Below are 20,170 nucleotides of genomic sequence, written 5' to 3'. Positions count from 1 at the left end.
TGAAACGGCATTATTCGCCGCACGTTATCAGGCTGACCTGCGCGGCGACAATCCGCCAGCCTTGCGGCAGCTTCACCCATGTCTGCTGCTGACGACCAATCTTATCCGTTCCCTCACGGGTAAACTCTGTGCTGCATACCGCGTAATCATCGCCAAACGTGGTGATTACCGTATTACGCAGCTGACGAGCCAGGCCCTGTGCAGGACGCGCGGCGCGGAAAGCGCGGATCGCCTCAATCCCGTATAAATTTTCTCCTGCGCCCAGCCGCACGGTGCGCTCGTCATGCCAGAACAGCTCGTCGAGCACGTCGATATCGTTGCCGGTCAGCGCCTGCTCGTAGCGATAAAAAGCTTCGGTAACCTCTGCCAGCACCGAGGGGCGATTAATTTTATCCGTCATGCTGTCAATCCTCCTGCTACAGGTGCTTTAGCTATGCCCATTTTCTCCAGCGTCCATGCCACGCGCAGGCAGGCTTCTTCTTTAAACGGCGCGGCGATAAGCTGTAGGCCGATCGGCATGCCGCCCGGCGTTTGCAGCGGCACGGTCGTCACGGGCAGCCCCAGAAAGGAGATGGGCTGCGTCAACATGCCCATGCTGGCGCGGATGGGCAAATCGCTGCCGTTGATATGCATCGTTTCCTGTCCAATCAGCGTGGCGCTGGTGGGCGTGGCGGGCGCAATCAGCACGTCAAACTGCCCGAACAGGGGCAGCACCCGCTCACGAAAATAGTGGCGGAAGCGCTGCGCCTGCACGTACCAGGCGGAAGGCGTCATCGCACCGGCCAGCAGGCGCTCGCGCGACAGCGGCTCAAAACGCTCCGGCTGCGCGCGCAACGCGGGCAGCCAGGCGTTGCCGCCTTCGGCAGCGGTCAGGATAAACGCGGCGGTACGGGCCAGCGCGGCCTCCGGCATCAGCACCTCTTCCTGCGCATCAAGCGCTTTTGCGGCCTGCGCGACGGCTGCGCGGGCATCGTCATCACACCAGGTTTGAAAATAGCCGCCCAGCACGGCGCACCGCAGGCCCTGTGCGCCTTGCTCCAACAGGCGATGAACAGGCTGGATCGCTTTTTCCGCCTGAAAGCTATCCTGCGGATCGCGGCCCTGTAACGCATCGTAAACCAACGCCAGATCTTCGGTGCTGCGGGCGAAAGGCCCGATATGATCGAGGCTGGCGACAAAGGGCTGGCTGCCGCTGCGCGACAGGCGGCCAAACGTCGGCTTCAGGCCAAAAATGCCGCACAGCGAAGCCGGTACGCGGATCGAGCCGTTGGTATCCGAGCCCAGTGAAAAATGCACCAGGCCAGCGGCGACGGCCGCCGCCGAGCCGCCAGAGGATCCCCCGGCGATACGTTGGCTATCGTGAGGGTTACGCGTGGCGCCGTAATGGCTGTTTTCCGTGGTAAAACCGTAGGCATAGGCGTCCATATTCACCATGCCGGACAGCAGCGCGCCCGCCTCGCTGAGCTTGCTCACTGCCCAGCTGTCTTTTTTGGCCGCCGGGCGATCGCTGAGCAGGCTGGCACCCGCCAGCGTGGTATGGCCTGCAACGTCAAAAAGATTTTTTACCGCGCAGGGAATGGCCGCCAGCGCGGGTAACGGACGATCCTCTTTGCGCTGACGATCGAGGCGATCGGCCTCGCTCAACATGCGATCCCGCGTTACGCTCGTCCAGGCATTGATCGTCGGATCCAGCCGCTCGATCCCGTCCAGCGTTTGCTGCGCGATTTCTCTGGCGCTCAGCTCGCCTTTAAGCAGCGCGCTTTTTAGTTCGGCAATGGAAAGGGAGCTGAGCGTCATGCTTTATATACTCCTGCGATTTCCTGACGTTCATCCAGCGGGAACGCCATCAGCGGCCCGGCCATCTCGGCAATACGTGAAAACTGCACCAGCAGCTCGGCGCGACGACGATCGTCCATCGGTACGCCCAGCACCTGCTCCATGTGGGCCAGATAAGCCGTCCAGTCAATTTCGGTGTTCATAATGTTCTCCTGTTAAAAACCGGCCGCGCTGCCGTTGCTGCGGGGATCGCTGGCGCCTTCCAGCATGCCGTTGGTATGGCGGACAATCGCGCCTGCGTGGCCGACCGCCTCGCTGAAATCCTCCAGCGCTTCGACTTCATGCCCCAGCTCGCGCAGGCGGGTAAAGGTGGCGGCGGAAAAACGGCCCTCCAGCTTCAGCGAATCGGAAGCCTGGCCCCAGGTGCGGCCGAGCAGCCAGCGCGGCGCGCTGACGCACTGCTGTAGCGGCATTCCCTGCACCACGTGACGGGTAAAAATGGCGGCCTGAGTCTGCGGCTGGCCGTCGCCGCCCATCGAGCCGTAGACCATGGTGCGGCCATCGTTCAGCCGTGCGGCGGCGGGATTAAGCGTATGAAAAGGCTGTTTGCCCGGTGCTAAAGCCAGCAGGTGTTCGGGATCCAGGCTAAACGCCGCGCCGCGATTTTGCCAGGTGATGCCGGTGCCGGGCAGCACCACGCCGCTGCCGAATTCGTGATAGATGCTCTGAATAAAAGAGACGGCAAGGCCGCTGCTGTCCATCACGCCCATCCACACGGTATCGCCCGGCCCTTTGCCGGTTCCCCAGCCGGCCGCGCGGCTGTCGCTGATTTGCCCCGCCAGCGTTTCGAGCTGGTCGGAATCAAGCAGCGCCTGTATCTCTTCGCGCATATGCAGCGGATCGGTGATATAGCGGTCGCGCAGGCCGAAAGCCAGCTTGGTCGCCTCCACGATGCGGTGCACGGTCTGCACCTCGTCTGCTTCCGCCATATTCAGATGATTGGTGATGCCCAAAATCGCCAGCGACACCAGGCCTTGGGTCGGCGGCGTCATATTAAAGACCTCGCCGTACTCGTGGCGGATGCTTAATGGCTTACGGCGCTTCGCCCGATGCTTATTAAGATCTTCCAGCGTAATCGGCATGCCAAGCGCCGACATTTCTGCCGCCAGGCGATTAGCCAGCGAGCCGCGATAAAAGCTGTCCAGCCCCTGTTCCGTCAGGATGCCCAGCGTGTTTGCCAGCGCCGGTTGGGTAAAGCGGCTGCCGGCGCGCGGCACCTCGCCATCCGGCAGGAAAGCGGCCGCGAAGCCCGGCTGCGCCGCCAGCTCGTGATATTTGCCGGCGGTTGCGGTCGACTGCGACTGGGTGACGGGAATGCCGTCCGCCGCATAGCGGATCGCATCGGCCAGCAGGCGTGAAACGGGCATCACGGCACCGCTAAGCTCGTTGGCTATCGTCAGCGCTTCTGACCAGCCGCTGACCGTTCCGGCTACCGTCAGCGCCGATTTTGGTCCGCGATGGGGGATAGCCGCCGCGCCGCCATAAAAAGCGAAATCGGCCAGCGATCCGGCCGCGCCGCTGGCGTCGATGGCGACAGGATCGCCCTGCGGCGGCATAATCAGCCAGAAGCCGTCGCCGCCCAGCCCGTTCATATGGGGATAAACCACGGCGATCGTGGCCGCCGCCGCGACCATCGCCTCAATAGCGTTGCCGCCTTCGCGCAGAATGGCCAGCGCGCTTTCACTGGCGAGATGATGAGGCGTTACGGCCATGCCAAGCGGAGCGAGATTACTTTGTATCATCACGTTCTCATTTTCAGGGACGGAGCAGAAAGGGAAGCAAGAGCTGTTCCAGTTTGTTGCAGCCGGAACGGCAGGGCAGTGAAAAAACGCGTCCGGCTTGCAAGATGAAGGTGAACTTTTCCGCCCGGCACGTTATTTGTATACGTTATCTTCTCTGAAACAAAAGTTACAAGGTTCATATCATGAAGCAGCTTGATGAGCGCCTGAGAAATCACTATCCCCAGCTTTCTCCGCAGGAGCAGCGCGCGGCGGATTTCATCTTCGATCATTTTGACGATTTGATTAGCTATAACAGCGCAGAGCTGGCGCGGCTCAGCGGCGTTTCTAAAGCGACCGTCAGTCGCTTATTCAAACGTCTTGGCTATGAGAAATATCGCGATATGCGCGACGAGTTGCGTACGCTGCGCCAAAGCGGCATGCCGCTGACCGACAATCGCGACGCGGTGCAGGGCAACACGCTGCTGGCGCGCCACTACAAGCAAGAGATGGCAAACCTGACGCAGTGGGTAAGCCAGCTGGACGCCGCGCAGTTCGGCGAGGTGGTGCAAAGACTGGCCGCCAGCAGGCGCATCTTTATTGTCGGTATGCGCAACTCCTGGCCGGTGGCGCTGCACCTTCGGCAGCAGCTGTTGCAGGCGCGCGGCGAGGTCTCCGTCGTGCCGCAGCCGGGGCAGACGCTGGCGGAAGAGCTGCCGGATATGACGCCGGACGATGTAGTGGTGGTGATTGCCTTTCGCCGTCGTCCGCGCATCATTAAGCCCCTGCTGCAACAGCTTCAGCAGGCTGGCGTGCCCACGCTGGTGATTTGTGAGCCGCAGGCGCAGGCGATCCTGGCGCTGGCGACATGGCAGCTTTGCGCGCCGTTGGACAGCGTGTCCGCTTTCGACAGCTATGCCTGCGCCAACAGCCTCATCAACCTGCTGACCAATGCGCTGCTGCATGAGCTGTTAAGTAAAGGTCGTCAGCGCATCCATCATATCGCTAATCTGTACGGCCAGCTGGACGAGCTGGAACAACGCTGACAGGGCACCATTTTGGTGCTTTGCTTTATTTCAGGGCAGCGCCGCAGGCATCGGGAAACTGTTTTCTGAGCTTGCTGACATGCTTCTTTTTCTGCCTTATCTCCTGATTTCTGGCTGGTTTGAAACCGCTTTTTCCTTTCTTTGCGTGCTGTTCCACGGCTGGCGATCCCTTTTTCCGTGGCTGGCACATTAGTTGCAAATGATTATTTCAGGAATCTTTCGTTTCATGTTGGCTTAACCGGGGAAGAGAAAATGAAAAAAACGTTACTGGCGATCGCGGGCGCAGTATTGCTGTTCACCCAGGCCGCACAAGCGGATCAGTTGCAGGATATAGAGAAACGCGGCGTGCTTCGCGTCGCCGTGCCGCAGGACTTTCCGCCGTTTGGCTCGGTCGGCACCGAGCTACAGCCGCAGGGTTACGATATCGATATGGCGCGCTACCTGGCCAGCCAGATGAAACTTAAGTTACAGCTGGTGCCGGTCACCAGCGCCAACCGTGTCCCCTATTTACAGACGGATAAAGTGGATCTGGTGATCTCCAGCCTGGGTAAAAATCCCGAGCGGGAAAAAGTTATCGCCTTCAGCCGCGCCTATGCGCCTTTCTTCCTGGGCGTTTTCGGGCCGAAAGAGGCCGAACTGAAAGCGGCAGCCGGGCTGAGCGGCAAGTCGATTGGCGTAACTCGCGGCGCGGTAGAGGATATGGCATTAAGCGATATTGCGCCCAAAGACGCGCAGCTGAAACGCTATGAGGATAACAACACCACGCTGTCGGCCTACCTGTCGGGCCAGGTACAGTATGTGGCGACCGGCAACCTGGTGGTGGCGGCGATTGCGCGCCAGAACGCAGACAAAGCGCCGGTGGCTAAGTTTATGCTGAAAGATTCGCCCTGTTTTATCGGGATGCGCAAAGGCGAACCGGCGCTGAAGGCGAAGGTGGATGGCCTTATCGAACAGGCGATCAAAGATAAAACGCTGAACGGGCTGTCGCAGCAGTGGCTGAAAGCGCCGTTGCCGGCCGACTTCAGCGCGTAAGGGCCGGCCAATGACGGAGCAACTCGACTTTCCGGCGCTGCTGCCTTACTGGCCGCAGCTGCTGGCCGGACTCTGGATCACTATTCAGCTGACCGTGATGGCGACGGCGGGCGGCGTGGCGCTCGGTATTCTGGGCGCGGCGCTGCGTAGCGGACGGCCTTCGGCGCTCAGCCGCCTGTGGGGCTGCTACGTTGAGCTGATCCGCAACACGCCGTTTGTGGTGCAGCTGTTCTTTATCGTGTTTGGCCTGCCGAACCTGGGGCTGAAGCTGACCGCTGGCGAAGCGGCGCTGCTGGCGATGCTGATCAACCTGGGCGCCTACAGCACGGAAATTATCCGCGCCGGGATCCAGGTCACGCCGAAAGGCCAGTGGGAAGCGGGCCGGGTGCTGGGCCTGACGCGGTCGCAGACTTTCCTGCGCGTGGTTCTGCCACCTTCTTTAAAGCGCATTTATCCGGCGCTGGTCAGCCAGTGCATCATCGTGATGCTGGGATCGTCCGTGGTCTCGCAGGTTTCGTATGAAGAGCTGACCTTTGCCGCCAACCTGATCCAGTCACGCACCTTTTTAAGTTTTGAGGTCTATCTGGTCACCACACTGATTTATCTGGCGCTGTCGATCGCCATGCGTCAGCTGCTGCTGGCGGCCGGACGTAAATGGCTGGGAGGAACGGCCTGATGACGACATTTACCGACTGGGACATTCTGCGCAATCTGCTGCTGGCCGCGCGCTGGACGCTGCTGCTGTCGCTGACCGCGTTCTTCGGCGGCACGCTGGTGGCGATGCCGCTGGTGATGGTGCGCCTGACGCGTCGCCGCTGGCCCAACCGGGCAATCAGCACCTATATCGAGCTTTTTCAGGGCACGCCGCTGCTGATGCAGCTGTTCCTGGCGTTTTTCGGCGTGGCGCTGTTTGGCATCGACGTCTCGCCGTGGACGGCCGCCTCGCTGGCGCTGACGCTCTATACCAGCGCCTTTCTGATCGATATCTGGGTGGGCAGCATCAACGCATTGCCGAAAGGGCAGTGGGAAGCGTCGCGCTGCCTGGGGCTTGCCAAAGGCCAGACGCTGTATCGCGTGGTGCTGCCGCAGGCGCTGCGTATCGGCATTGCGCCGACCGTGGGCTTTGCCGTACAGGTGGTTAAAGGCACCGCGCTGGCGTCGATTATCGGCTTTGTCGAGCTGACCAAGGCGGGCACCATCCTGAATAACGTGACCTATCAACCCTTTAAAGTTTTCGGGCTGGTGGCGCTGGGTTACTTCCTGATCTGCTATCCGCTGTCGCGCTACAGCCAGTACCTGGAGAAAAAATTCAATGCCGCTCATCACCATTAATCAGGTACAGAAATATTACGGCGCCAACCACGTGCTGAAAGGCGTGGATCTGGACATTGCTATGGGCGAAGTCATCTCGATTATCGGCCGCAGCGGTTCGGGGAAAAGCACGCTGCTGCGCTGTATCAACGGGCTGGAAGGCTATCAGGAAGGCAGCATCAAGCTGGGCGGCATGACCATTACCGATCGCGATTCGCAGGCGCGGGAAATCAGCCGCTCCGTTGGCATGGTGTTTCAGAACTTCAACCTGTTTCCGCATATGACGGCGCTGGAAAACGTCATGCTGGCGCCCAGGCGCGTGCTGAAAAAGAAAGAGGCGGAATGCCGGGCGCTGGCGGCGCAAATGCTGGAGAAGGTCGGCCTCGGTGAGCGCATGGATTACTACCCGTCCAGCCTTTCCGGCGGCCAGCAGCAGCGCGTGGCGATTGCGCGGGCGCTGGCGATGACGCCCAAAGTCTTACTGTGCGATGAAATCACCTCGGCGCTCGATCCGGAGCTGGTGGGTGAAGTGCTGAAGGTGCTTGAGCAGCTGGCCCGTGAAGGCATGACGCTGATTTTAGTCACGCACGAAATGAATTTTGCCCGGGAAGTGGGCGACCGCGTGGTGTTTATGCATCAGGGCCGCGTCTGGGAGCAGGGCGACAGCAAAAGCGTGTTCGCCAGCCCGCAGACGGCGGAGCTGAAACAGTTTATCTCATCGGTGCGCGGCCTGAGCTGAGCACCGGATCTGCAAGAGAAGGAAACGAAATGGATGTAACCCGCTATCCGCAAATTAATCCGCCGCAGCGCCTGTTGATGGGGCCTGGGCCTATTAACGCCGATCCTCGCGTATTGCGCGCCATGTCCAGCCAGCTGCTTGGGCAATACGATCCGGCCATGACGCACTATATGAACGAGGTGATGGAACTGTATCGCGGCGTGTTTCGCACGCAGAACCGCTGGACGCTGTTGGTTGACGGCACCTCCCGCGCGGGCATCGAGGCTATTCTGCTGTCGGCGATCCGCCCCGGCGATAAGGTGCTGGTGCCCGTTTTTGGCCGCTTTGGCCATCTGCTGTGCGAGATCGCCCGCCGCTGCCGCGCGGAAGTGCACACCATCGAAGCGCCGTGGGGTGAAGTCTTCACGCCGGATCGCATCGAAGACGCGATCAAAACCGTGCGCCCTCGTCTGCTGCTGACCGTGCAGGGCGATACCTCCACCACCATGCTGCAACCGCTGGCCGATCTGGGCGGCATCTGTAAAAAATATGGCGTGCTGTTCTATACCGACGCCACGGCCTCGCTGGCCGGCAACGCGCTGGAAACCGACGCCTGGGGTCTGGACGCGGTCTCCGCCGGAATGCAGAAATGCCTCGGCGGCCCGTCCGGCACCTCGCCGATCACGCTAAGTCCGGAAATGGAAGCCGAGATCCGCAAACGCAAATGCGTAGAGGAAGGGATCCGCACGGCGGCGCATCAGGATGGCGACGACGAGATGATCTACTCCAACTATTTCGATCTGGGGATGATCATGGATTACTGGGGGCCGGAGCGGCTGAACCACCACACCGAAGCGACGTCGGCGCTGTTCGGCGCGCGTGAATGCGCGCGGCTGATTATGCAGGAGGGCCTGGATAACGGCATCGCCCGCCACGAGCTGCACGGCGACGCGCTGCTGAAAGGCATTCAGGGCATGGGGCTGGAAACCTTCGGCGACCTGCAACACAAAATGAACAACGTGCTGGGCGTGGTGATCCCGCAGGGCATTAACGGTGACCAGGTGCGCAAGCTGATGCTTGAGGACTTCGGCATTGAAATCGGCACCTCGTTCGGCCCGCTGCACGGCAAGGTCTGGCGCATCGGCACCATGGGCTATAACGCCCGTAAAGACTGCGTGATGCAGACGCTGAGCGCGCTGGAATCGGTGCTGACCTGGCTGGGTTATAAAACGCCTCAGGGCGCGGCGATGCAGGCGGCCTGGGATCGTTATGCCGCCGGGAGCCGCTGATGGAGCCACTCAATCTTGCAGAGGCGCAGCAGGCGGCGGCCAGGGTGATGGCGCGCTGCGATCGCCTGGCGGAAATCAGCGAAACGGCGGACGCGCTTACCCGTGTCTATCTGTCGCCTGAACACCTCCAGGCCAACCGGCTGGTAGGGGAATGGATGGCGGCGGCGGGAATGCGCGTCTGGCAGGACAGCGTCGGCAATATCTGCGGACGCTATGAAGGGCAGCAGCCCGATGCCCCTGCGCTGCTGCTGGGATCGCATCTGGATACCGTGCGCAACGCGGGCCGCTACGACGGGATGCTCGGCGTGCTAACCGCGATTGAAGCCGTGCAGGCGCTGCACCGGCAAAATCTGCGGCTGCCGCTGGCGGTGGAAATCGTCGGCTTTGGCGACGAAGAGGGAACGCGCTTCGGCATCACGCTGCTGGGCAGTCGCGGCCTGACCGGAAGCTGGCCGGAAAGCTGGGTCAGCCATCCCGACGGCAACAGCATCACCGTGGCGCAGGCGATGGCCGACGTCGGGCTGGATGCGCAGGCGATTGGCGAGGCGGCGCGTGAGGTAAAAGATATCGTCGCCTATCTGGAGCTGCACATAGAGCAGGGGCCGTGCCTGGAGCAGGAAGACCTGGCGCTGGGCGTGGTCACGGCGATCAACGGCGCACGCCGCCTGAACTGCCGGTTTGTCGGTGAGGCAGGCCATGCGGGCACGGTGCCGATGACGCATCGTAAAGACGCGCTGGCGGCGGCAGCGGAATGGATGGTGTTTATCGAACAGGCTGCGGCAAAGCACGGCCCGCAGCTGGTGGCAACGGTGGGGACGCTGCAGTGCCAGCCCGGCGCGGTCAACGTGATCCCCGGCGAGGTGGCGCTGAGCCTGGACGTGCGGGGGCCGGAAGATCGGGCGCTGGCTGAACTGCTGTCGGCGCTGCTGACCCAGGCGGAAGCGATAGCGCTGCGGCGCGGCTTAAGCTTCAGCGCCGAAGAGTATTACCAGATCCCGGCGACGCGCTGTGACGAAAAGCTTCAGGCGGCGCTGAGCCAGGCGGTAACGGCGGTGCAGGGCCGCTCGCTTTCGCTGCCCAGCGGCGCGGGTCACGACGCCATTGCCATGGCGGAGCGCTGGCCGGTCGGCATGTTGTTTGTCCGCTGCGATCGCGGCATCAGCCACCATCCGGCGGAATCGGTCAGGGTGGAAGACGTGGCGCTGGCGGTTCGCGCCTGGACGAAAGCGGTGAGCGAGATAGCGCTGTCAGCAGACAGCACAGGAGGTCAGCGTGTCGCCTGAACAGTTTAATCAGGCCCCGGTCGCCGAGGCCAGAAAGCACATCGCCCACTGCGTCGCGCTGGCAAGCTGGGTGGAAGAATTAGTGGCCGCACGCCCTTTCGCCTCGTTGGACGAGCTGCTGCAAACCGGCGAGCAGCTGGCGAGCGGCTGGGACGGTCAGGCGCTGGACAAGGCGCTTTCCGCGCATCCACGCATCGGTGAAAAGGCGCAGGGCAGCGACAAAGAGGCCGCGCTTTCCAGCGGCGAGCAGGGCAGCGTTAAGGAGGCGGATGCCGCGCTGAAAGAGGCGCTACGCGCAGGAAACGCCGCTTACGAACAGCGCTTTGGCCGGGTGTTTTTAATCCGCGCCAAAGGGCGAAGCGCCGGAGAGATGTTGGCCGAACTGCATCGACGCCTCGCCAACGACCCGCAACAGGAGCAGCAGGAAGCGCTGGATCAGCTGCGGGAAATCACTCTGCTGCGCTTAAAAGAGACGTTTCGCTAACCCAGCTACATTTGCACAGGAGAGTTCAATGAGCACTATCACCACGCATATCCTGGATACCGCGCTGGGCAAACCGGCGATTGGCGTCGCCGTTTCGCTGGAGCAGAACAGCAGTCAGGGCTGGCTGCCGGTGGCGCAGGGCGATACCGATGCGGATGGCCGCATCACAGACTTAACGCCCGAGCCGCTGGCGCCGGGCCATTACCGCTTAATTGCTGAGATCGGCGACTATTTTGCCGCCGACGGCCGCGACGCGCTCTACGTCAGCGCCCAAATCGATTTCGTGCTGCCGGAGGCGGGCAGCCACTATCACCTGCCTTTCCTGATTTCGCCGTGGTCGTGGTCTACCTATCGCGGCAGCTGATCCTTTTATCCTTCGGGCCGCAGCCTGAATGATGTTGGGGAGAGATTAATAACCAGCACCGCCTTTGCGGCGAGTGCAGCAGTGAGGGGTAAACATGAGCGCCAGGCCAGAAGATACGCGTTACCCGGCAGGCAAATCTTTTGCCTGGGGATTGCAGCATGTCTTGACGATGTACGGCGGCATTATCGCGCCGCCGTTGATTATCGGCTCGGCCGCCGGGCTGCACGCCGCCGAACTCGGGATGCTGGTGACGGCGGCGCTGTTTGTCAGCGGCTGCGCCACGCTGCTCCAGGCGCTGGGCGTGCCCGGTTTCGGCTCACGTCTGCCGCTGGTGCAGGGCGTCTCTTTCGCGGGCGTGGCGACCATGGTGACGTTAGTGACCAGCGGCGGCGGCCTGCCGGTGGTGTTCGGCGCGGTGATCGCCTCTTCGCTGATTGGTCTGCTTATTGCTCCTTTGTTTGCCCATATCATCCGCTTTTTTCCTCCGGTGGTGACCGGCACCGTGATTACGGTGATCGGCCTGTCGCTGATGCCGGTCGCCGCGCGCTGGGCGATGGGCGGCAATCCACACGCGCCGGAATGGGGCTCGCCGGGCAATATCGGGCTGGCCGCGCTGACGCTGGGGATGGTGCTGCTGTTTCATCGCGTAGGCAACGCCGCGATAAAAAGGCTGGCCGTGCTGGCGGCTATGGTGTTGGGCACGCTGTTTGCTGTGGCAGGCGGTAAAACGCAGTTTTCGGGCGTGCTGCATGGCGACGTGGTGGCGCTGCCCGGCATCCTCAGCTTTGGGCTGCCGGTTTTCGACGTGGCGGCCATCCTGTCGATGACGCTGATCGTGCTGGTGCTGCTTACCGAAACCACTGCCGGGCTGATCGCTATCGGCGACATTGTCGGTACGGAGGTTGACGGTAAACGCATCGCCAGCGGGCTGCGGGCCGATATGCTGACCAGCGCGCTCGCGCCGCTGTTTAACTCCTTTCCGCAGAGCGCCTTCGCCCAGAACATTGGTCTGGTCGCTATTACCGGCATCAAAAGCCGCTATGTAGTGGCGGCGGGCGGCGCGATCCTGGTGCTGCTTGGCTGTCTGCCCGTGCTGGGCCGGATAGTCGCGGCCGTTCCCGCTCCGGTGCTGGGCGGCGCGGGCGTGGTATTGTTCGGCACCGTCGCGGCATCCGGTATCCGCACGCTGGCAAAGGTCGATTACAAAGAGAATATGAACCTGGTGGTGGTGGCGACGGCCATTGCGTTTGGCATGATCCCCATCGTGATGCCGACCTTTTACGACCGCTTCCCTGACTGGGTCAGAACGATTTTCCATTCCGGCATCAGCGCCGCCTGTGTCGTAGCCGTGCTGCTGAATATTGTGTTTAACAGCGTTACAGCAAAGGTAAGCGTGCAGGAAAGCCGATCGGGCTGAAGCATTCAGCCAGCAGGCTATGCAATGCCGGGCAGCAACGGCTTATAAACTAAACTCATCCGCATCGCGCCAGGCCGGAAAACGCTCCCGATATTCGCGCAGCGAATCCAGCGACAGCTCGGCGCTCAGTACCGCTGGCTGATGCGGTTCGCCAGCCGCCAGGATTTCGCCCTGCGGGCTGATAATCCGGCTGTCGCCGCTGTAGCTATGGCCGTTGGCATCATGGCCGGTGCGATTGCAACCGGCTACGTAAGCCTGATTTTCAATCGCCCGCGCCAGCAGCAGCGCCTGCCAGTGCGCCGCACGCGCTGCCGGCCAGTTGGCGACATACAGCGCCAGATCGTAATCGTTGCGGCTGCGGGAAAACACCGGAAAGCGCAGGTCATAGCAAATCTGCGGCAGAATGCGCCAGCCGCGAAACGCTATGATTTCCCGCTTTTCGCCCGCCAGGTAATGCTGGTGTTCGCCAGCCATGCGGAACAAATGACGCTTGTCATAGCGATGCACCGTACCGTCCGGCTCCACCAGCAGGAAGCGATTTACCGCGCCCGATGGCGTCTGAACGGCGACGCTGCCGCCGATCATGGCATCAGCCGCACGGGCTTTCTCCTGTAGCCAGCTCACCACGCGCGCTTCCGGCAGCGAGCTTTTCGCCGCCTCCATCGCAAAGCCGGTGGTAAACATTTCCGGCAGTACAATCAGATCGCGGCCCGTTAATCCGGCTAACAGCGCGTCAAAGAAACGCAGGTTGGCCTCGCCGTCCATCCAGACCAGCGGCTGCTGTAGCACGCTCAGGTTTAAAGCTGACATAGCCGCTCCGCTGCCGAATCCAGCGTGGCTTCCTGTTTGGCAAAACACAGACGGATGAGTTTATGAGGGAAAGGCCCGGCGCAGAAAACCGACAGCGGGATCGCCGCCACGCCCGCTTCTTTGGTCAACCACTGGCAAAAGGCGACGTCATCCAAATCGGAAACGGCGCTGTAGTCGGCCAGCAGAAAGTAGGTGCCTTCACACGGCAGGATTTCCAGGCGACTTTTCGCCAGCGCCTGTACAAAACGGTCACGGCGGGCACGATAAAACGCCGGCAGCTCGCGGTAGTGCTCTGGTTCGGCGTTCAGCATATCGGCCAATGCCAGCTGCGCGGGCGTGTTGACGGCAAAGGTCAGATACTGATGCACCTTGCGCACTTCCGCCGTTAACGCTGGCGGCGCCACGCAGTAACCGACCTTCCAGCCGGTCATATGAAAGGTTTTGCCAAACGAGGAAACGGCGATCGCGCGCTCACGCAGCTGCGGATGGGCGAGCACGCTGGCGTGGCCCTCTTTGGCAAAGCAGATATGCTCATAAACCTCGTCGCTCAGCACATAGATTTCCTGTGCTTTCACCGCTTGCCACAGCGAGGCAAAATCGCTTTTTTGCCAGACGGTAGCGGAAGGATTGTGCGGTGTATTGAGGACAACCAGACGGGTACGAGGCGACAGCAGCGCGGTAAATTCCTGCCAGTCGACGCGAAAAGCCGGTGGCTGCAAAGCGATGCGCTTCATCACGCCGCCAGCCAGCGTCACCGCTGGCGCATAGCTGTCATAGCTGGGATCGAAACAGATCACCTCATCGCCCGGCCGCACCAGCGCGGTAATGGTGGCATACAGCGCTTCGGTCGCGCCTGCCGTCACCGTGATTTCGCTGTCGACGTCGGGTTTATGCCCGTAAAGCTCCGCCGTTTTAGCCGCAATCGCCTGCCGCAGCGGCTGCACGCCGGTCATCGGCGCATACTGGTTGGCGCCAGCGCTGACGTGATGCGCCAGGCGCGCTTTCAGATAGTCCGGGCCGTCGAAATCCGGGAAGCCCTGAGAAAGGTTAATGGCGTTATGCTGCTGCGCCAGCGCGCTCATTTGCGAAAAAATAGTGGTGCCCAGAGCGGGGAGTTTGCTCTCAGGCGTAATCGACGTCTGGCTCATGATTAGTCACCCTTGCGGAACGCTATGGATATGTTTTAGCCCGTTGCTGCCACTATAACGTCAGTGCTAATATTTGGCAATCAAGACGCTTAGACGTCTAAAAGATAAGAATATGCCGTGCTTAGCGGTTGAAAAGGAAGGTTATGACAACATCGCAATTAGATCGGCTGGTGGCGGCCTGCCACTGGATCGGTGCCAAAGGCTGGGCGCCCGCCACCGGCGGCAATATGTCGGTGCGGCAGGACAACGAGTTTTGCCTGCTGAGCGAATCCGGCAAAGACAAAGGTTCGCTAACCCGCGAGGACTTTATTCAGGTCGCCATCGCCACTAACCATGCGCCTTCCGGCCGCAGGCCTTCCGCAGAAACGGGCCTGCATACGCTGATCTATCGTCTGTTTCCCGAAGCGGGTGCCGTACTGCACGTGCATACGGTGAACGCGACCGTACTCTCAAGAGTTGAGAAACGCGCCGCATTAGTATTGCAAGGCTATGAAATGCAGAAAACTCTGGCCGGACAAAGCTCGCATCTGGAAGAGGTGGCTATTGCGCTGTTCGATAACGATCAGGATATTGAGGCGCTGGCGAAACGTATTGAGCAGTACGCGGAAGGTCATCCGCTGCGCTACGGTTTCCTGCTGCGCGGCCACGGCCTGACCTGCTGGGGCAGAGACGTGAACGAAGCGCGTCGCCATCTTGAAGGGCTGGAGTTCCTTTTCCAGTGTGAATTACAACGTCGGCTTCTGGAGGCCCAATGATCCGCGCCATTGTTACCGATATTGAAGGCACCACCAGCGATATTCGCTTTGTACACAACGTGCTCTTCCCGTATGCGCGCGAAAATCTGGCGGCCTTTATTGCCGCTTTTCAGCATCGGGAAGAGGTGGCGCAGGCGCTGAGCGATCTGCGTGATGAAATCGCGCAGCCGCAGGCCACGGTAGAGGATTTAATTACCGTGCTGTTCGGCTTTATGGATGAAGACCGCAAATCCACCGCGCTGAAAGCGTTGCAGGGCATGATCTGGCGCGACGGCTATCTTAACGGCAGCTTTACCGGCCATCTCTATCCGGACGTGCTGCCCGCGCTGAAAGCCTGGCACCAGGCTGGCATTGGGCTGTATGTTTATTCATCCGGCTCGGTAGCTGCGCAGAAATTGTTATTTGGCTACAGCGACGAGGGTGATATTACCTCGTTGTTCAGCGGCTATTTCGATACGCACGTCGGGGCCAAGCGCGAAACGGACTCTTACCGCAATATTGCTGCAGATATCGGGCTGGCACCGGGCGAGCTGCTGTTTTTATCCGATATTCGTCAGGAGCTGGACGCCGCCCGGGAAGCGGGCTGGCATACCGTGCAGCTAGTTCGCGATGAAGCGGATGACGTCAGCCGTCATCCTCAGGTCAACCGGTTCGATCACCTTACTCTGGAGTCGTTTGTATGAGCGCACTGACCATTTTTACCGACAGCGAAGCGAAAACGCCGATCTGGCAAAGTACCGATGAAGAAGCGATCCGTCAGAAACTGAGTGGCAAAAACGTGCGTTTTGAGCGCTGGCAGGCGGATCGCGATTTAGGCGTGGATCCGCAGCCGGAAACGGTTATAAACGCTTATCAGCACGCTATCGATCGGCTGGTCGCGGAAAAAGGCTACCAGAGCTGGGACGTAATCAGTATGCGCGCGGACAATCCGCAGAAAGAGACGCTGCGGGAAAAGTTTCTTTCCGAACATACGCATGGCGAGGACGAAGTGCGGTTCTTCGTGGAGGGGGCGGGGCTGTTCTGCCTGCATCTGGACGGACATATTTATCAAATCCTGTGTGAAAAGAACGATCTGATCTCCGTGCCTGCGGGAACGCCGCACTGGTTTGATATGGGATCGTCACCGCACTTTACCGCTATCCGTATTTTCGACAATCAGGAAGGCTGGATTGCGAACTTCACTGGCGACAGGATTGCCGATGCCTATCCGCGATTGCCGTAAGCAAATCTCTGAGCCATGATGAAAATGGCCGTTTTACAAAACGGGCGGACAGACTGGCCGCCCGGGTTTATCTCAATCAGGTAACCGGAGCGCCAATAAAATAAGACAGTTACTCATTAGCAACTGGGCCACCTGTTTTCAATGGTGCTTTAAAAGTAGTTCTTTTCGTTTCTTATGTGCTTCTGCTGGAAATAATTAATGCAGTGGTTTTGGAAGGTCTTTTAAATATTTAAATATATAACTGAAATATTATAATGCTAATTAATAGCCGGGAAAGGATGGTAGATAAATCGATAATAAAGATTTTTGGTTTTCATCTTAAAATATTGATTTTTAATATTTAAAATTTAATGCTTAATGTCAGGGTTTGCGGTCAGGGTTTGCGGTCAGGGTTTGCGGTCAGGGTTTGCAGTCAGGGTTTGCAGTCAGGGTTTGCAGTCAGGGTTTGCAGTCAGGGTTTGCGGTCAGGGTTTGCGGTTAAGGGCTTGCGGTTAGGGTTCGCGGTCAGGGTTTGCAGTTAGGGTTTGCGGTCAGGGTTTGCGGTCAGGGTTTGCGGTTAAGCGGGGCTGAAAGTTGTATTCGTTCTGATGGGGCGCTTTAAACACTTCCTTTCTCGATTTTTCATGTAGGGACGTGAAATTACCATGTTTAAGCCTCTTTTGATTGGTTATTTTCTGATTATTAATGAATCTTGCCTTTTTTTATTTTTTTTACTGCAGGGTGCATATTTATTTTGACGGGAATGTTTTATCAGACGTAGTATGATTTTGCTCTGTCAGAAGGGGATATACTATTTTCAGGTGATAAGTCGTGCCTCACGCTGCTATTTCTGTGTGGCACCGCTCAATTTTAAAAGGAAATTAAAATGAGAGAAATAACCCGAACAGAAGCCACCCGCGTCAGCGGCGGAAGCTTTTTATGCGATCTCAGTCAGGCCAACCTTGCGTTAACCGCCAACCTGTTCAAAGTAGGTTTCTTTTTGCTGGGCGGGCTGGTATTGATGAACTGTCTGTGTTCAGGGGCACAAACACCACCAACACCAGCACCAACAACACCAGCACCAACAACAACACCAGAACCCCCCCTGTAGTCACGATCTTTCATGGCCCATAAAATGATGCCGTTATTTTAACCTGCGGGCGCTGCTATAACGCGGCGTCCGGGCCAGTTTACCTTCCGTCAGTTTGTTACACGGCACTTCCTGTTCTCCGTCCGCCTGAAAGCTTTGCCAGGCGCGCGCTGTCCTGTGTTTTTTAGTGGCGCGGCGCTTAAGGTGTCGTTAACCTGTCTTCGTTTTGTATGCACAGACTTAAGGGAAACATTATGAATGAGGCACAGGTCCGTCTGGCTATTGTTGGCGCAGCGGGACGCATGGGGCGTCAGTTAATTCAGGCCGCTCACGAAGCGGAAGGCGTTTGCGTGGGGGCCGCGCTGGTGCGTAACGGCTCTTCTTTGGTCGGCATTGACGCGGGCGAGCTGGCCGGAACCGGTACGCTGGGCGTGAAGGTCAGCGATCGGCTGGTTGCCGATGAGTTTGATGTTCTGATCGACTTTACCCGTCCCGAAGGCACGCTGGAATATCTGGCGTTTTGTCGTCAGCACAAAAAAGCGATGGTTATCGGCACCACCGGCTTTGACGAGGCCGGTAAGGCGGCGATCGGCGCGGCTGCGCAAGAGATAGCCATCGTTTTTGCCGCCAACTTCAGCGTGGGCGTCAATCTGGTGCTGAAGCTGCTGGAGCAGGCCGCGCAGGTGATGGGCGATTATGCGGACATCGAAATTATCGAAGCGCACCATCGCCATAAGGTTGATGCGCCTTCCGGCACCGCGCTGGCGATGGGCGAAGCGATAGCGGACGCCATGGACTGGGATCTTAAAGAGCATGCGGTCTATAGTCGGGAAGGGCACACCGGCGAACGTAAGCCACAAACCATTGGTTTTGCTACCGTGCGGGCAGGCGATATCGTCGGCGAGCATACCGCGATGTTTGCGGATATTGGCGAGCGTATAGAGATAACGCACAAGGCTTCAAGCCGTATGACATTTGCAAAAGGCGCTGTTCGTGCTGCATCCTGGGTTTTTGCGAGTAAAGTAGGTCTTTTTGATATGAGAAATGTGCTTAATATTGATAAGAATTGTTAAGTGCAAATCTGGATGTTTTTTTAAGTTGCTGTTTTAAATGGGTGGTTTTGCTGCCCTTTTTTTATTTATGCATATAAATAATATTTAGATGGTATTTTTAATAAGAAGTGGTTTTTAGGTGTTTTTCTGCATTTTTACAGGGTTGATTTGTTAATTTTGACCATTTGGTCCACTATTTTTCGGGCTATCTGGATTTTTCCCATTCATTTCGTCAGGCAACCGTTTTTATCACCACGATAGTTGCTGTTTTTGGTGGCTATCATCATCTTTTTACGCCAGTGGCACAAAAAACAATGAAAAACTCCGCTTCAGGGTAGACATCAGCCGGGGCGATCATTAGAATGCGCGCAATTTGCCAAAAATCGAGCAGGCAGGCAGGTTTTGCATTGATTTAAAGGTGTATCCTGAATTAATATGCAAATAATGTGACTGTTTATTCTCTGGAGGATGTTTTGATTAAGTCAGCGCTATTGGTTCTGGAAGACGGAACCCAATTCCACGGTCGGGCCATCGGGGCAACAGGAACGGCAGTGGGTGAAGTTGTTTTCAACACTTCAATGACCGGTTATCAAGAAATCCTCACTGATCCTTCCTATTCCCGCCAGATTGTTACTCTCACTTATCCTCATATCGGCAATGTCGGCACCAATATCGCCGATGAAGAATCCGCCCAGGTTCATGCTGAAGGCCTGGTTATCCGCGACCTGCCGTTGATCGCCAGCAACTTCCGTAATGAAGAGGGGCTTTCCGCTTACCTGAAGCGTCTGAATATTGTCGCCATTGCCGATATCGACACGCGTAAGCTGACCCGTCTGCTGCGTGAAAAAGGCGCGCAGAACGGCTGCATCATCGCGGGCGACGCGCCGGATGCCGAGCTGGCGCTGCAAAAAGCAAAAGCTTTTCCAGGCCTGAAGGGCATGGATCTGGCGAAGGAAGTCACTACGCAAGAAACCTACAAGTGGCTACAGGGCAGCTGGACGCTGGATGGCCTGCCTGCACCGAAGAAAGAAGAGGAGCTGCCTTTCCACGTGGTGGCCTACGATTACGGCGTGAAGCGAAATATCCTGCGGATGCTGGTGGATCGCGGCTGTCGCCTGACGGTTGTCCCGGCGCAAACGCCTGCGGAAGAGGTAATGAAGATGAACCCGGACGGGATCTTCCTCTCTAACGGCCCTGGCGATCCGGAACCCTGCGACTACGCTATCGCCGCGATTAAGACTTTCCTGGAAACGGAGATCCCGGTATTCGGCATCTGCCTGGGCCATCAGCTGCTGGCGCTGGCCAGCGATGTGAAAACGGTGAAGATGAAGCTGGGCCACCACGGCGGCAACCATCCGGTGAAAGATCACGACAACAATACCGTGATGATCACCGCGCAAAACCACGGTTTTGCCGTAGACAACAACAACCTGCCAGCGAACCTGCGTATTACCCATACCTCGCTGTTTGACCACACGGTGCAGGGCATTCACCGCACGGATAAGCCGGCGTTCAGTTTCCAGGGCCATCCCGAAGCCAGCCCTGGCCCACACGACGCCGCACCGCTGTTCGATCACTTTATCGAACTGATCGAAGCCTACCGTTCAAATAAATAA

General features: G+C 58.7%; 22 protein-coding genes. 16 read left to right on the top strand and 6 right to left on the bottom strand.

Annotated elements, in window-relative coordinates; translation table 11 throughout:
* Positions 1–10 precede the first annotated feature (10 nt).
* The 4 genes from hpxZ to AB6T85_RS11040 are packed head-to-tail and all read right to left on the bottom strand — an operon-like array spanning position 11 to position 3,578.
* Positions 11–400 carry an oxalurate catabolism protein HpxZ gene (gene hpxZ / locus AB6T85_RS11055; RefSeq protein WP_301253361.1) on the bottom strand — a complete coding sequence of 130 codons (390 nt, stop codon included), beginning with the start codon at positions 398–400 and terminating at the stop codon, positions 11–13.
* On the bottom strand, positions 397–1,797 hold the full coding sequence (locus tag AB6T85_RS11050) for an AtzE family amidohydrolase (protein WP_369895581.1): 1,401 nt from the start codon (positions 1,795–1,797) through the stop codon (positions 397–399). The genes hpxZ and AB6T85_RS11050 overlap by 4 nt, the downstream gene beginning before the upstream one ends.
* A complete protein-coding gene (gene hpxX / locus AB6T85_RS11045; RefSeq protein ID WP_301730743.1) occupies positions 1,794–1,979 on the bottom strand; it encodes an oxalurate catabolism protein HpxX in 186 nt (61 codons plus the stop codon). Before hpxX ends, AB6T85_RS11050 begins: the two co-directional genes overlap by 4 nt.
* A gap of 12 nt (positions 1,980–1,991) precedes the next feature.
* Positions 1,992–3,578, bottom strand: a complete 1,587-nt coding sequence (locus tag AB6T85_RS11040) for a gamma-glutamyltransferase family protein (RefSeq protein WP_369895579.1) — start codon at positions 3,576–3,578, stop codon at positions 1,992–1,994.
* A gap of 182 nt (positions 3,579–3,760) precedes the next feature.
* On the opposite strand from AB6T85_RS11040, the gene hpxU reads away from it, so the two are divergent.
* The 10 genes from hpxU (at position 3,761) to AB6T85_RS10990 (ending at position 12,498) form a co-directional block, all read left to right on the top strand.
* A complete protein-coding gene (gene hpxU / locus AB6T85_RS11035) occupies positions 3,761–4,600 on the top strand; it encodes a MurR/RpiR family transcriptional regulator HpxU (protein ID WP_253455341.1) in 840 nt (279 codons plus the stop codon).
* Between the two features lie 252 nt (positions 4,601–4,852).
* Positions 4,853–5,632 (top strand): transporter substrate-binding domain-containing protein, encoded by a 780-nt coding sequence (locus AB6T85_RS11030; RefSeq protein WP_253455340.1) that lies wholly within the window; start codon positions 4,853–4,855, stop codon positions 5,630–5,632.
* 10 nt (positions 5,633–5,642) lie between these two features.
* On the top strand, positions 5,643–6,308 hold the full coding sequence (locus AB6T85_RS11025) for an amino acid ABC transporter permease (protein ID WP_253455339.1): 666 nt from the start codon (positions 5,643–5,645) through the stop codon (positions 6,306–6,308).
* A complete protein-coding gene (locus tag AB6T85_RS11020; protein WP_369895578.1) occupies positions 6,308–6,964 on the top strand; it encodes an amino acid ABC transporter permease in 657 nt (218 codons plus the stop codon). The genes AB6T85_RS11025 and AB6T85_RS11020 overlap by 1 nt, the downstream gene beginning before the upstream one ends.
* Positions 6,945–7,682 carry an amino acid ABC transporter ATP-binding protein gene (locus tag AB6T85_RS11015; RefSeq protein ID WP_369895577.1) on the top strand — a complete coding sequence of 246 codons (738 nt, stop codon included), beginning with the start codon at positions 6,945–6,947 and terminating at the stop codon, positions 7,680–7,682. Before AB6T85_RS11020 ends, AB6T85_RS11015 begins: the two co-directional genes overlap by 20 nt.
* Before the next feature lie 29 nt (positions 7,683–7,711).
* Positions 7,712–8,950: a pyridoxal-phosphate-dependent aminotransferase family protein gene (locus tag AB6T85_RS11010; RefSeq protein ID WP_369895576.1), complete on the top strand. Its 1,239-nt coding sequence runs from the start codon at positions 7,712–7,714 to the stop codon at positions 8,948–8,950.
* Positions 8,950–10,233: an allantoate amidohydrolase gene (gene hpxK / locus AB6T85_RS11005; protein WP_369895574.1), complete on the top strand. Its 1,284-nt coding sequence runs from the start codon at positions 8,950–8,952 to the stop codon at positions 10,231–10,233. Before AB6T85_RS11010 ends, hpxK begins: the two co-directional genes overlap by 1 nt.
* Positions 10,223–10,717 (top strand): 2-oxo-4-hydroxy-4-carboxy-5-ureidoimidazoline decarboxylase, encoded by a 495-nt coding sequence (gene uraD / locus AB6T85_RS11000; protein WP_369895572.1) that lies wholly within the window; start codon positions 10,223–10,225, stop codon positions 10,715–10,717. The genes hpxK and uraD overlap by 11 nt, the downstream gene beginning before the upstream one ends.
* 28 nt (positions 10,718–10,745) lie before the next feature.
* On the top strand, positions 10,746–11,081 hold the full coding sequence (gene uraH / locus AB6T85_RS10995) for a hydroxyisourate hydrolase (protein ID WP_253455333.1): 336 nt from the start codon (positions 10,746–10,748) through the stop codon (positions 11,079–11,081).
* Between the two features lie 94 nt (positions 11,082–11,175).
* Positions 11,176–12,498, top strand: a complete 1,323-nt coding sequence (locus tag AB6T85_RS10990) for a nucleobase:cation symporter-2 family protein (RefSeq protein WP_369895571.1) — start codon at positions 11,176–11,178, stop codon at positions 12,496–12,498.
* A 42-nt stretch (positions 12,499–12,540) separates the two neighbouring features.
* On the opposite strand, the gene AB6T85_RS10985 is transcribed toward AB6T85_RS10990, so the two are convergent.
* On the bottom strand, positions 12,541–13,308 hold the full coding sequence (locus AB6T85_RS10985) for an amidohydrolase (protein ID WP_369895569.1): 768 nt from the start codon (positions 13,306–13,308) through the stop codon (positions 12,541–12,543).
* Positions 13,296–14,456 carry a pyridoxal phosphate-dependent aminotransferase gene (locus AB6T85_RS10980; protein ID WP_369895567.1) on the bottom strand — a complete coding sequence of 387 codons (1,161 nt, stop codon included), beginning with the start codon at positions 14,454–14,456 and terminating at the stop codon, positions 13,296–13,298. Before AB6T85_RS10980 ends, AB6T85_RS10985 begins: the two co-directional genes overlap by 13 nt.
* 143 nt (positions 14,457–14,599) lie before the next feature.
* Between AB6T85_RS10980 and AB6T85_RS10975 the strand changes: the two genes are divergently transcribed.
* The 6 genes from AB6T85_RS10975 to carA all read left to right on the top strand — a co-directional run bounded on the left by AB6T85_RS10975 (position 14,600) and on the right by carA (position 20,170).
* Positions 14,600–15,211: a methylthioribulose 1-phosphate dehydratase gene (locus tag AB6T85_RS10975; protein WP_369895565.1), complete on the top strand. Its 612-nt coding sequence runs from the start codon at positions 14,600–14,602 to the stop codon at positions 15,209–15,211.
* Entirely contained in the window at positions 15,208–15,894 is a 687-nt protein-coding gene (gene mtnC / locus AB6T85_RS10970) for an acireductone synthase (protein WP_253455328.1), read from the top strand. Before AB6T85_RS10975 ends, mtnC begins: the two co-directional genes overlap by 4 nt.
* Entirely contained in the window at positions 15,891–16,433 is a 543-nt protein-coding gene (locus tag AB6T85_RS10965) for a 1,2-dihydroxy-3-keto-5-methylthiopentene dioxygenase (protein ID WP_253455327.1), read from the top strand. Before mtnC ends, AB6T85_RS10965 begins: the two co-directional genes overlap by 4 nt.
* An 865-nt stretch (positions 16,434–17,298) precedes the next feature.
* Positions 17,299–17,523 carry a hypothetical protein gene (locus AB6T85_RS10960; RefSeq protein WP_253455326.1) on the top strand — a complete coding sequence of 75 codons (225 nt, stop codon included), beginning with the start codon at positions 17,299–17,301 and terminating at the stop codon, positions 17,521–17,523.
* 233 nt (positions 17,524–17,756) lie between these two features.
* Positions 17,757–18,575: a 4-hydroxy-tetrahydrodipicolinate reductase gene (gene dapB / locus AB6T85_RS10955; protein ID WP_369895563.1), complete on the top strand. Its 819-nt coding sequence runs from the start codon at positions 17,757–17,759 to the stop codon at positions 18,573–18,575.
* A gap of 452 nt (positions 18,576–19,027) precedes the next feature.
* Positions 19,028–20,170 carry a glutamine-hydrolyzing carbamoyl-phosphate synthase small subunit gene (carA, locus tag AB6T85_RS10950; RefSeq protein ID WP_301251485.1) on the top strand — a complete coding sequence of 381 codons (1,143 nt, stop codon included), beginning with the start codon at positions 19,028–19,030 and terminating at the stop codon, positions 20,168–20,170.

The organism is Erwinia aeris, assembly GCF_041224955.1.
Lineage (GTDB): Bacteria > Pseudomonadota > Gammaproteobacteria > Enterobacterales > Enterobacteriaceae > Erwinia > Erwinia aeris.
The sequence above is the reverse complement of the archived record's forward strand: the minus strand, read 5'-3'. Positions and strand labels throughout refer to the sequence as shown.